This is a genomic window from Streptomyces sp. NPDC045695 (assembly GCF_056432025.1).
Genome location: NZ_JBWKJU010000019.1, coordinates 36,245 through 48,369, shown reverse-complemented (window position 1 = coordinate 48,369; position 12,125 = coordinate 36,245). Strand labels below are relative to the sequence as shown.

The window sequence follows — 12,125 nt, the reverse complement described above, 5'->3', positions numbered from 1 at the left end:
ACGGGCCCCGCATCCCTGGACGAAAGGCCGGCCCTGCCGTGACGCAGCCGTTTCAACTGCCGGAGTTCTACGTGCCTTATCCGGCGCGACTGAACCCCCATTACGAGGACGCGAGGGTCCACACCAAGCGATGGGCGCGCGACCTCGGAATGCTGGAAGGTTCCGGCGTCTGGGAGGAGAGCGACCTCGACTCCCACGATTACGCGCTGCTCTGCTCGTACACCCACCCCGACTGCGACAGTGAGGCGCTGTCGCTCATCACCGACTGGTACGTGTGGGTGTTCTTCTTCGACGACCACTTCCTGGAGATGTACAAGCGCTCGCAGGACCGCGACGGCGCCAAGGAGTACCTCGACCGGCTCGCCGCCTTCATGCCGATGGACCTGGCCGACGGCTTCCCCGAGCCCACCAATCCCGTCGAGGCGGGCCTCGCGGACCTGTGGGAGCGGACCGTCCCCGCGATGTCCGCGGACTGGCGGGAACGGTTCTCCTTGTCCACGAAGAACCTGCTCAACGAATCGATGTGGGAGCTCGCCAACATCAACATCGGGCGCGTGGCGAACCCGCTCGAATACATCGAGATGCGCCGCAAGGTGGGCGGCGCCCCCTGGTCGGCCGGCCTGATCGAGTACGTCTCCGCCGAGGTGCCCGCCCGCGTGGCCCACTCCCGGGCGCTCGGCGTCCTGCGCGACGCGTTCTCCGATGCCGTGCACATCAGGAACGACATCTTCTCCTACGAACGCGAGGTCGCCGACGAAGGCGAACTCTCCAACGCCGTCCTGGTGTTGGAGACCTTCCTCGGCTGCACCACCCAGGAGGCCGCCGACGCCTCCAACGACCTGCTCACCTCGCGGCTCCAGCAGTTCGAGCAGACCGCGCTCGTAGAGCTCCCCCAGCTCTTCGCCGACCACGCCATGGACCCGGCGGAGATCGCCGCCGTCCTCGCCTACGCCAAGGGCCTGCAGGACTGGCAGTCCGGCGGCCACGAGTGGCACATGGTCTCCAGCCGCTACATGAACAAGGAGGCCCAGGCCACCGCCCCGCTCACCCTGCCCTTCCTGCCGTCCGGCCTCGGCACCACCGCGCTCGACCTGCGGTCCGTCTTCACGCAGCGCTCGATGGAGATGCGCCGCCGCTCCTTCACCCACGTGCCCTTCGAGTACACCGGCCCCTCCGTCATCCCCGACATCTACATGCCGCACCAGCTCACTCTCAGCCCCCATCTGGCGCACGCCCGCGAGGAGTCGGTGGCCTGGGCCCGGCGCATGGGCCTGCTGGACCCGCAGCCCGGCGACCCCGGTTCGGCGATCTGGACCGAGGAGAGGCTGCGCGGCTTCGACTTCGCGGTCTGCTCGGCGGGCATCGATCCGGACGCCACGCCGGAGGCGCTCGCCCTCAACGCGAGCTGGCTGACCTGGGGTACGTACGGTGACGACTACTACCCCGTGGTCTTCGCGCAGGCCAAGAACCTGCCGGCCGCCAAGGCGACCACCGCGCGCCTGATCGCGATGATCCCCGTCGACCACGCGGAGCAGGCCGAGCCGGTGACCGCGATGGAGCGCTCCCTCGGCGATCTGTGGGTCCGCACCAGCGCCCCCATGACCACCGTGCAGCGCACCGAGTTCCGGGCGACGCTGGTGGACATGCTGGAGAGCTGGCTGTGGGAGGTGGACAACCAGATCCAGAACCGCATCCCGGACCCGGTCGACTACGCCGAGATGCGCCGCCGCACCTTCGGCAGCTACCTCACGATGTACCTGTGCCGGCTCCAGCACCAGGGCCGCGGCATCCCGGAGGAGATCTACGCCTCGGGGACCATCCGCTCGCTGGAGAACGCCGTCGCCGACGCCGCCTGCATGATCAACGACATCTACTCCTACCAGAAGGAGGTGGAGGTCGAGGGCGAGGTCCACAACTACATCCTCGTGACCCGCAACTTCTTCGACATCGGCTACCGGGAGGCCCTGAGCATCTGCCACGCGCTGATGACCCAGCGCACCGAGGAGTTCGAGCACATCGTGGCCACCCAGCTGCCGCTGCTCTACGACGACTGGAAGCTGAGCGCCGAGGCGCGGACCGCGCTGGACGCGTACGTGGACGAGCTCAAGGACTGGCACGCCGGGATCCTCAACTGGCACCAGAAGATCCGCCGTTACCGTGCCGAGGACCTGCACCGCATCCCCGGCGCCCTGTCGACCGGCGTCTGGGACTCCGGCTTCGGCATGTCGGCGGCCCGGATCTCCCTGCCGGCGTAGGGGTCGCGGGGGCCCCCGGTGTCAGAACTCGTCGGCGGTGTGCGGCAGTACGGGAGTACGCAGGGCCACGTCCAGCGCCGCCGCCGCGCCGGGCGCGTGCTCCCGCACCAGCCCGGCCGCGACGAGGTCGCCGACCCGGGTCCCGCCCAGGTAGCACGCGGCCAGCTCGCGTACGTCCAGGGCCAGGTCGGCGGCGGCGTCCGCGTGCTCGTACGTCGCCCCGTCCGGCCCCGCCCTGAGCCGGAACCGCCCGGCGTTGGCGGGCAACCGTACGTCGTGCACCTCCAGCACCACGTCCACCGGCGCGGCCCAGGACCGCGCGGTCAGCGCCGCGCCCACGTCGACCAGGCGCAGCCAGAGCGCCGGGTACTGGGCGGTGACGCGCACCTGGTCCCGGTCGGCGGCGAAGTGCAGCAGCGGGTCGTCGACCGGGCGGCCCCACGCGCGGACCTTGTGGGTGAGGTCGAGGGCGGCCAGGCACTCCCACAGGGCGGCGGCCACCGCCGGGGTGTCGGCCTCCAGCTCGTCGACGCGGACCAGGCCGCCGTGTGCGCGGGCGGACCCGCCCTCGCTCTCCGGCTTGGTGCGGTAGAGCACGTATCCGGCGATCGGCTCGTCCGGGTCGCCCAGGGTGATGATCCGCGGCGGGCTCAGCTCCTCGTCCTCCTCGTCCTGTTCGGCCAGCCACTCCTCGCGCCAGCGCTCCGCGCTGCGGGTGGGGCGGCCGGCCCGGACCGTGCGGGCGGCCTCGTGGAAGGGCCCGATCACGGCGGGGGCGTCGGCGGGGTCGACGAGCTGGAGCGGCCGCCGGTCCGGGTCGATGCGCAGGGCCAGCGGCCGGGTGGAGTCGATCTCGATGGTGACGCCGGTGGTCGCGCCGCCGAAACCGAAGCGCCCGTAGATGGCGGCCTCGGAGGCCCACAGGGCGGCGAGCGGGCTGCCGGCGGCCGTGGCGCGGCGCAGCATTTCGCTCATCAACCCGGTGAGCACGCCCCGGCGGCGGTGGGTGGGGGCGACGCAGACGAAGGTGAGCCCGGGGCAGCGGGGGTCCGCCCCGGGCACGGAGAGCCGGAAGTCGTGCGCGGCCATGAAGCCGACGAGGACGTCCCCGTCGTAGGCGCCGATCCGGTCGCACCGCACGAGCAGCGCGTGGTGTCGGTCGCGGCCCTCCTTCTCCGGCCGATCGTGGAAGACGAGGTACGCGAGCTCCAGAGCGCGGTCGATGTCGGCGTCGGGCACGTCACGGATGTCCACCATGATCACGAGACTAATCGGTCATAGCAGACCAGGTCACCTCGCACTTACCCGATGTGGTGATGTGCGGGCGGCGCGGGCGGTCACTGGGACGCCGGGCCGGTCCAGTCCGCGGGGACGTGGCCGAGCCGTACGCGCTGGGGATGGTCCCCCACCGGGACGGACACCCGCTTGGTGCCGGTGGCGAAGTCGATGGCCGTGACCTGGTCGGCGCCGCTCTCGGAGATCACGCAGCCCTTGCCGTCGCCGTCGACCGTGGCCCAGTACGGCTTGGCCGCGGGCACGAGGGGGCCTTCGGCGAGGGTGGCGCGGTCCACGATCGTCGCGTAGTCGTCCATGGTGCCCGCGACGCAGAGTTTCGCACCGTCGGGGCTCATGGACATGCCGTGGTGACGGGAGTCGTTGACCCACTTGGTGCGGTCGGTGCTGGTCGCCGGGTTCACGGGGAGGGTCTTGAGGCGGGTGATCCGGTCGGAGGCCACGTCGTACTCCAGGAAGCCGTTGAAGAAGGACACCTGGAAGTAGAGCTTCGACTCGTCGGGGCTGAAGGCGACGGGGCGCAGGGCGTCGGACAGGTCCTTGCGGCCGAAGGCGTCCAGCCGCTCCCGCATGTCGATCACCCGGACGGTGCGGAAGGTCTGCGTGTCGATCACGGTGAGCTTCCGGTCGCCCTTCGTCCAGTCCAGCCAGGGCGCGTCGAGGGCGGTGTTCACCTCGCCGATGGCGCTGTTCCACAGGTAGCGTCCGCCCCCGGTGAAGACGTTCTCGTGCGGCTTGTCGCCGGTGGCGAAGGAGCCGACCTGCTGCCCGGTGGCGATGTCCAGGACGTGCACGGTGTTCGCGGTGGAGGCCGAGACGGCGATGCGGGTCCCGTCCGGGGAGACCGCCATGTGGTCGGCCCGGTAACCGGCTACGGGGAAGCGCCAGTTGATGCGGCCCGAGGCGACGTCGATGGACACCACGTCGGCGAAGCTGGGGCGGGAGGCGACGACGGCGGAGCCGTCCGGGGTGGTGTACATGTCGTCCACGAACTGGTCGTGGCCCTCGCCGGCGCTCTCCCGGATGCCGAGGAAGAAGCCGAGCTTGAGGGGGTTGAGGTAGATCTCGTGCAGCCGCTCGGCCTTATCGGGGATCATGTTGATCCGGCCGACCTTGGCGAGGTCGCCGGTGGAGGAGAGGACGTCGGCGGTCCCCTCCCAGTTGTTCCCGACGAAGAGCACCTCGCGCAGGCCGGCGCCGCTGGCAGCCGGGGCGGAGGGCGGGACGGAGGGCAGGGCGGCCGGGGCCGGGGTCGGCGTGAAGGCGGTGAGCAGAGTGGCCGCGGCCAGCGCGCCGAGGGTCCGCAGGGTACGTATCATCCGCTCAACTCCGGTGGGGGGAAGGGAAGGAGAGGGCGCCTCCTGTTACCGGCCGGTAAAAATAGACGGAACGCCAGAAGGGCACAACCCCTAGGGGTCGTGCCCTTTTCTCACGTTCGGCGGTCAGCTCTTCAAGCGACGGACCCGATGCGGTCGATCACGGTGTTCGCGGCGTCGGGATGGATCGGGATGCGCGCCCCGGTGAGGGCGGCGCCGGTGCCGCCGCGGCGGTTCGCGACGATCTCCGCGGCGATGGACAGCGCGGTCTCCTCCGGCGAGCGGGCGCCGAGGTCCAGACCGATCGGGGAGCGCAGCCGGGCCAGTTCGAGCTCGGTGACGCCGACCTCGCGGAGCCGCTTGTTGCGGTCCTCGTGGGTGCGGCGGGAGCCCATGGCGCCGACGTAGGCGACGGGAAGCCTGAGGGCCAGTTCGAGGAGCGGGACGTCGAACTTGGCGTCGTGGGTGAGTACGCATAGGACGGTCCGGCCGTCCACGTCGGTGCTCTCCAGGTAGCGGTGCGGCCAGTCGACGACGATCTCGTCCGCCTCGGGGAAGCGGGTCTTCGTCGCGAAGACGGGACGCGCGTCGCACACCGTCACCCGGTAGCCGAGGAACTTGCCGATCCGCACCAGGGCCGAGGCGAAGTCGATGGCCCCGAAGACGATCATGCGCGGGGGCGGGACGCTGGACTCGACCAGCACCTTGAGCGGCTCTCCGCAGAGCCGGCCGTCGGCGCCGATCTCCAGTACGCCGGTCTTCCCGGCGTCGAGCATGGCGCGGGCCTCTTCGGCGATGGTGCGGTCCAGCTCGGGGTGTCCGCCGAAGCCGCCCTCGTGGGCGCCTTCGGTACGGACGAGCACGGCGCGGCCCATGAGCTCGGCGGGGCCCTCGGCCATGCGGGCCACGGCGGCGGCCTCGCCGCGGGACGCGGCGGCCAGGGCGGCCGCGAACACCTCCCGCACCGGGGAGCCCACGGGCACCGGGGTGACGAGGATGTCGATGATCCCGCCGCAGGTCAGGCCCACGGCGAAGGCATCGTCGTCGCTGTACCCGAAGCGCTCCCGGACGGTTTCGCCGTCCTCGAGCGCCTGTCGGCACAGCTCGTAGACCGCACCCTCCACGCATCCACCGGAGACCGAGCCGATGGCCGTGCCCTCGCCGTCGACGGCGAGCGCGGCCCCGGGCTGGCGGGGCGCGCTGCCGCCGACCGCGACGACGGTGGCGACGGCGAAGTCACGTCCCTGCTCGACCCACCGGTTCAGCTCTTCGGCGATGTCCAGCATTGCGGCCTCCTCGGCGAGGTTCGATTTCCAGTATCGGATACGGAGAGGGTGCGGTGTCCGTACGGTTGCGCTGCGTGCGCGGCTGCCCCTGCCTGACCGGTCGGACCAGTCAGGCCGGCGGCCCAGTCAGGCCGGTCGGACCGGTCACGGCAGGGGGACCGGCCCGACCGGTCCGGGTCAGCTGACCCCGAGCCAGCCCTCGATCGGGTGCAGGGCGAAGAAGACCAGGAAGATCCCGGTCAGCGCCCACATGAAGGCACCGATCTCGCGGGCCTTGCCCTGCGCCACCTTGATGGCCACGTACGCGAGGACACCGGCGGCGACACCAGCGGTGATGGAGTACGTGAACGGCATGAGCACGACGGTCAGGAAGACCGGGATCGAGGTCGCGCTGTCGGCCCAGTCCACGTGGCGGGCGTTCTGCATCATCATCGCGCCGATGACGACCAGGGCCGCGGAGGCGACCTCACCCGGGACGATCTGGGTGATCGGGGTGAAGAAGAGGCAGGCGGCGAAGAACAGGCCGGTGACCACGGAGGCGAGGCCCGTGCGGGCGCCCTCGCCCACGCCGGTCGCGGACTCGACGAACACGGTCTGGCCGGAGCCACCCGCGATGCCACCGATGGCGCCACCGGCGCCGTCGATGAAGAGCGCCTTGGACAGGCCCGGCATGCGGCCCTTGTCGTCGGCGAGCTTGGCCTCGGTGCCGACGCCGATGATGGTGGCCATCGCGTCGAAGAACCCGGCGAGCACCAGGGTGAAGACGATCATGCCGACCGTCATGTAGCCGACGTCGCCCCAGCCGCCGAACGAGACGTCGCCGAAGAGGGAGAAGTCCGGCATCGAGATCGCGGAGCCGCTGAGCTCCGGCGGGCCGCTGCGCCAGGCCTTCGGGTCGATGTCCGCCACGGCGTTGAGGATCGCGGCCAGGATGGTTCCGCCGACGATGCCGATCAGGATCGCGCCGGGAACCTTGCGTGCCTGCAGCATGAAGATGGCGAGCAGGGTCACGCAGAAGATCAGTACGGGCCAGCCGGCGAGCTCACCGACGGCGCCGAGCTGGACCGGGGGACCGAATTCCGGGCCGCGGCCCACGAAGCCGGCCTTCACCAGGCCGATGAGGGCGACGAACAGGCCGATGCCCATGGTGATGGCGTGCTTGAGCGCGAGGGGGATCGCGTTCATGATCATCTCGCGGAGGCCGGTGACGACCAGGAGACAGATCACGACACCGTAGACCACACACATGCCCATGGCCTGCGGCCAGGTCATCTGGGGGGCCACCTGTGAGGCGAGCACGCCGGACACGGACAGGCCCGCGGCCAGTGCGAGGGGCACCTTGCCGACGAAGCCCATGAGGAGCGTCGTGACGGCCGCGGCGAACGCCGTGGCGGTGATGATCGCCGAAGCTTCCATCGACGTGCCGGCGACGTCCTTGCCCGAGAGGAGCAGGGGGTTGAGCAGGAGGATGTACGCCATGGCCATGAAGGTCGTGATACCGCCACGGACCTCGTTGCCGACGTTGGAGCCTCTGTGCGTTATGTGAAAGTACCGGTCGAGCCAAGAGCGCCCGGCGGGGGTGCGAGAGCCGTCGCCGGCCTCTTCCGCGGTGGTCTTGGGCTCCACAGACGATTGGGTCATGGTGCCTAACTCCCAAGGTTCAAAGGGGCACCCGCTTGGGGATTGGAGATTGCGGGATTTGGGATGGTGCGTTTGGCTGCACGACCCGGGGTGACGGCCCGAGGCGACGCGAAAGGTTCACTGCGTGTACTGCGGGTAGTGCGGGGGTGACCGCTGGTACTACGTGGGGGTTTCTTGCAGGGGTGCTGCGAGGTGAAGGGACCGCGAGCGGTGCGGTGCTTCGTATGTACTCCGGGCGGCGGGCGGTGAAGTGTGACGTTCCCGAGCCACGCCGCCCGGAGAGTCTGAGGGGGTCCGGGGGCCTCGCGGCCCCCGGCCCACGCCGTCCTAGAGGGTCCCGGTCAGGGCTTCCGGACGGATCGGCGTCTTGTTGAGCTCCAGACCGGTCGCCTGCCGGATCGCCGCGAGGACGGCCGGGGTCGACGAGAGGGTCGGGGCCTCACCCATACCGCGAAGGCCGTACGGCGCGTTCGGGTCGGCGAGCTCCAGGACGTCGACCGGGATGGTCGGGGTGTCCAGGATGGTCGGGATCAGGTAGTCCGTGAAGGAGGGGTTGCGCACCTTCGCGGTCTTCGGGTCCACGATGATCTCTTCCATGATCGCCACGCCGAGACCCTGGGTGGTACCACCCTGGATCTGGCCCACCACGGAAAGCATGTTGAGCGCCTTGCCGACGTCCTGCGCGGTCGCCAGCTCGACGACCTTGACGAGGCCGAGCTCGGTGTCCACCTCCACGACCGCGCGGTGCGCGGCGAAGGTGTACTGGACGTGGCCGTCGCCCTGGCCGGTCTTGAGGTCGAAGGGGACGGTCGGCCGGTGCCGGAACTCCAGCTCCAGGTCGATCGCGTCCTCGCCCTCCAGGATCTCGGCGACGTCCGCGAGGACCTCGCCGCCGTCGGTGACGACCTTGCCGCCTTCGAGCAGCAGCTCGGCGGTCGCCCACGCCGGGTGGTAGGACCCGTTCTTGCGGCGCCCGATCTCCAGGACGGCCTCGCGGACGGCCTCACAGGTGTTCTTCACGGCGCCACCGGTCATGTACGTCTGCCGCGAGGCGGACGTGGAACCGGCGGAGCCGACCTGCGTGTCGGCCGGGTGGATGGTCACCTGCGTGACACCCAGCTCCGTACGGGCGATCTGCGCGTGGACGGTGACACCGCCCTGGCCGACCTCCGCCATGGCCGTGTGGACCATCGCGACGGGCTCGCCGTTGATGACCTCCAGGCGTACGCGGGCGGTCGAGTAGTCGTCGAAGCCCTCGGAGAAGCCGACGTTCTTGATGCCGACCGCGTAGCCGACGCCGCGGACGACGCCCTCGCCGTGGGTGGTGTTGGACAGACCGCCGGGCAGCGCGCGGACGTCCGCGCCCTCGCCGGCGCTCTCCCACTGGCGCTCCGGCGGCAGCGGGCGGGCCTTGACCCGGCGCAGCAGCTCGGCGACCGGGGCCGGGGAGTCCACGACCTGGCCGGTGGGCATGATCGTGCCCATCTCCATGGCGTTGAGCTGGCGGAACTCGACCGGGTCCATGCCCAGCTTCGCCGCGAGCTTGTCCATCTGGGCCTCGTAGGCGAAGCAGGCCTGGACGGCGCCGAAGCCGCGCATGGCGCCGCAGGGCGGGTTGTTCGTGTAGAGCGCGATCGCCTCGATGTCCACGTCCTCCAGGACGTACGGACCGACCGAGAGGGAGGAGGCGTTGCCGACGACCGCCGGGGAGGCCGACGCGTAGGCGCCGCCGTCCAGGACGATCCTGCACTTCATGTGCGTGAGCTTGCCGTCCTTGGTGGCGCCGTGCTCGTAGTAGAGCTTCGCCGGGTGACGGTGCACGTGGCCGAAGAAGGACTCGAACCGGTTGTAGACGATCTTGACCGGCTTGTTCGTGGCCAGGGCCAGCAGGCACGCGTGGATCTGCATCGAGATGTCCTCGCGGCCGCCGAAGGCACCGCCGACGCCGGAGAGCGTCATGCGCACCTTCTCCTCGGGGAGACCGAGGACGGGGGCGATCTGCTTGAGGTCCGAGTGCAGCCACTGGGTGGCGACGTACAGGTCGACGCCGCCGTCCTCGGACGGCACGGCCAGGCCGGACTCCGGGCCGAGGAAGGCCTGGTCCTGCATGCCGAAGGTGTACTCGCCCTCGACGATGACGTCGGCGCGCTTGCGGGCCTCCTCCACGTTGCCGCGGACGATCGGCTGGCGGTGCACGATGTTCGGGTGCGGGACGTGACCGGAGTGGTGGTCGTCGCGGCCCTCGTGGATCAGCGGCGCGTCGGGGGCGAGGGCGGAGGCCTCGTCGGTGACGAGCGGCAGCTCGCGGTAGTCGATCTTGATCTTGGCGGCCGCGCGGCGGGCGGTCTCCGGGTGGTCGGCGGCCACGAGGGCGACCGGCTCGCCGTGGTGGCGTACGCGGCCGTTGGCGAGGACGGGGGTGTCCTGGATCTCCAGGCCGTAGTTCTTCATCTCGGCCGGCAGGTCGTCGTACGTCAGCACCGAGTACACGCCCGGCATGGCGAGCGCCTCGGAGATGTCGATGGAGACGATCTCGGCGTGGGCGACGGTGCTGCGCAGGGTCTGGCCCCACAGCATGTCCTCGTGCCACATGTCCGAGGAGTACGCGAACTCGCCGGTGACCTTGAGGGTGCCGTCCGGGCGGAGCGTGGACTCGCCGATGCCGCCCTTGTTGTGCTTCTGGCTGACGTTCGTCGGCGCACCGGCGGGCGCCGTGCGGGTGTTCTGGGCCATGGTCAGACCGCCTCTCCCTGACGGGCGGCCGCCAGGCGGACCGCGTCGAGGATCTTCTCGTAGCCCGTGCAGCGGCAGAGGTTGCCGGACAGGGCCTCACGGATGTCCTGGTCGGACGGGGAGGAGTTCTCCTCCAGCAGCGCGTCGGCCTGGACCAGGAGGCCCGGGGTGCAGAAACCGCACTGGACGGCGCCGGCGTCGATGAACGCCTGCTGGATGGTGGAGAGCTCCACGCCCTCGCCGGTCTGGGAGTCGGCGCCCTTCGCGGACCACTGCTTGGCCGCGTCCAGGGAGACGCCCTTGCTGCCGCAGCCGCCGCCGGTGCCGCAGGCACCGCCGTGGCCGTGCTCGTCCCGCTGCTTGGCGAACTCCGCCAGTCCCTCGACGGTCACGACGTCGCGGCCCTCGACCTGGCCGGCGGCGACGAGACAGGAGCAGACCGGCACGCCGTCGAGACGGACGGTGCAGGAACCGCACTCACCCTGCTCGCACGCGTTCTTCGAACCCGGCAGGCCCAGGCGCTCGCGCAGGACGTACAGGAGGGACTCGCCCTCCCAGACGTCGTCGGCTTCCTGCTGACGGCCGTTGACAGTGAAATTGACGCGCATGATTACGCAGCCCCTTCAAGCGAGCGGCCGTTGCCGGTACCGCGGTACTGCTCCCAGGTCCAGACGAGCTGGCGGCGAGCCATGATGCCAACCGCGTGACGGCGGTACTTCGCCGTGCCGCGGACGTCGTCGATCGGGTTGGCCGCGCCGGAGGCGAGGTCACCGAACTGCTTGGCGATCGACGGGGTGATGACCTTGCCGGACTCCCAGAAGCCGCCCTCTTCGAGCGCGGCGTTCAGGAACTCCTCGGCGGCCTTCGCTCGGATCGGGGTCGGCGCGGCCGAACCGATGCCGGTGCGAACCGTGCGGGTCTCGGGGTGGAGTGCCAGGCCGAAGGCGCAGACGGCGATGACCATCGCGTTGCGGGAGCCGACCTTGGAGTACTGCTGGGGGCCGTCCGCCTTCTTGATGTGGACGGTCTTGATGAGCTCGTCGGCGGCGAGCGCGTTGCGCTTGACACCGGTGTAGAACTCGTCGATCGGGATCAGTCGAGAGCCGCGTACGGACTCCACCTCGACCTCGGCGCCCGCCGCGAGCAGCGCGGGGTGGGAGTCACCGGCCGGCGAGGCGCAACCGAGGTTGCCGCCGACTCCGCCGCGGTTACGGATCTGCGGGGACGCGACCGTGTGCGAGGCGAGCGCGAGACCCGGAAGCTCCGTCCGGAGGTTCTCCATGATCTGCGTGTACGGGACGGAGGCGCCCAGACGGACCACGTCCTCGCCGACCTCCCACTCCCGCAGCAGACCGATGCGGTTCAGGTCCAGAAGGTATTCCGGCCGCCGGTGGTCGAAGTTGATCTCGACCATCACGTCGGTGCCACCCGCAATCGGCACAGCTGTGGGGAACTCGGCCTTAGCGGCGAGTGCCTCCTCCCAGCTGGCGGGGCGAAGGAAGTCCATGAGCGGCTCTCTTCTTCTTCATCGTGTCGTTCACTTCAAGCCAGGCGGCCTAGGGGCCCTCGACTGGTCGTTCACGTGCTGTTAACGCGGTGCG

The 12,125-nt window shown here is 70.3% G+C and carries 8 protein-coding genes; 1 reads left to right on the top strand and 7 read right to left on the bottom strand.

Features of this window, described 5'->3' with window-relative positions:
* Window positions 1-38: 38 nt before the first annotated feature.
* A complete protein-coding gene (locus tag AC07DU_RS26725; protein WP_479114056.1) occupies window positions 39-2,255 on the top strand; it encodes a terpene synthase family protein in 2,217 nt (738 codons plus the stop codon).
* 21 nt (window positions 2,256-2,276) lie between these two features.
* On the opposite strand, the gene AC07DU_RS26720 is transcribed toward AC07DU_RS26725, so the two are convergent.
* From AC07DU_RS26720 to AC07DU_RS26690, 7 genes are all read right to left on the bottom strand, one after another.
* Window positions 2,277-3,512: a GNAT family N-acetyltransferase gene (locus AC07DU_RS26720; protein WP_479114054.1), complete on the bottom strand. Its 1,236-nt coding sequence runs from the start codon at window positions 3,510-3,512 to the stop codon at window positions 2,277-2,279.
* A gap of 80 nt (window positions 3,513-3,592) precedes the next feature.
* Entirely contained in the window at window positions 3,593-4,867 is a 1,275-nt protein-coding gene (locus AC07DU_RS26715) for a YncE family protein (RefSeq protein WP_479114052.1), read from the bottom strand.
* Between the two features lie 131 nt (window positions 4,868-4,998).
* Window positions 4,999-6,150 carry an XdhC family protein gene (locus tag AC07DU_RS26710; protein WP_479114050.1) on the bottom strand — a complete coding sequence of 384 codons (1,152 nt, stop codon included), beginning with the start codon at window positions 6,148-6,150 and terminating at the stop codon, window positions 4,999-5,001.
* Window positions 6,151-6,327: 177 nt separating this feature from the next.
* Window positions 6,328-7,791 (bottom strand): NCS2 family permease, encoded by a 1,464-nt coding sequence (locus tag AC07DU_RS26705; protein WP_479114048.1) that lies wholly within the window; start codon window positions 7,789-7,791, stop codon window positions 6,328-6,330.
* Between the two features lie 327 nt (window positions 7,792-8,118).
* Window positions 8,119-10,524, bottom strand: a complete 2,406-nt coding sequence (gene pucD, locus AC07DU_RS26700; RefSeq protein ID WP_479114046.1) for a xanthine dehydrogenase subunit D — start codon at window positions 10,522-10,524, stop codon at window positions 8,119-8,121.
* A 2-nt stretch (window positions 10,525-10,526) separates the two neighbouring features.
* Entirely contained in the window at window positions 10,527-11,132 is a 606-nt protein-coding gene (locus AC07DU_RS26695) for a (2Fe-2S)-binding protein (RefSeq protein ID WP_360896043.1), read from the bottom strand.
* Window positions 11,133-11,134: 2 nt separating this feature from the next.
* On the bottom strand, window positions 11,135-12,031 hold the full coding sequence (locus AC07DU_RS26690) for an FAD binding domain-containing protein (RefSeq protein WP_031151493.1): 897 nt from the start codon (window positions 12,029-12,031) through the stop codon (window positions 11,135-11,137).
* Window positions 12,032-12,125: the final 94 nt, after the last annotated feature.

Coding starts and splice junctions, on each gene's coding strand:
- AC07DU_RS26720 (WP_479114054.1), bottom strand. CDS start 3,512: ATGGTGGACATCCGTGACGTGCCCGACGCCGACATCGACCGCGCTCTG.
- AC07DU_RS26715 (WP_479114052.1), bottom strand. CDS start 4,867: ATGATACGTACCCTGCGGACCCTCGGCGCGCTGGCCGCGGCCACTCTG.
- AC07DU_RS26710 (WP_479114050.1), bottom strand. CDS start 6,150: ATGCTGGACATCGCCGAAGAGCTGAACCGGTGGGTCGAGCAGGGACGT.
- AC07DU_RS26705 (WP_479114048.1), bottom strand. CDS start 7,791: ATGACCCAATCGTCTGTGGAGCCCAAGACCACCGCGGAAGAGGCCGGC.
- pucD (WP_479114046.1), bottom strand. CDS start 10,524: ATGGCCCAGAACACCCGCACGGCGCCCGCCGGTGCGCCGACGAACGTC.
- AC07DU_RS26695 (WP_360896043.1), bottom strand. CDS start 11,132: ATGCGCGTCAATTTCACTGTCAACGGCCGTCAGCAGGAAGCCGACGAC.
- AC07DU_RS26690 (WP_031151493.1), bottom strand. CDS start 12,031: ATGGACTTCCTTCGCCCCGCCAGCTGGGAGGAGGCACTCGCCGCTAAG.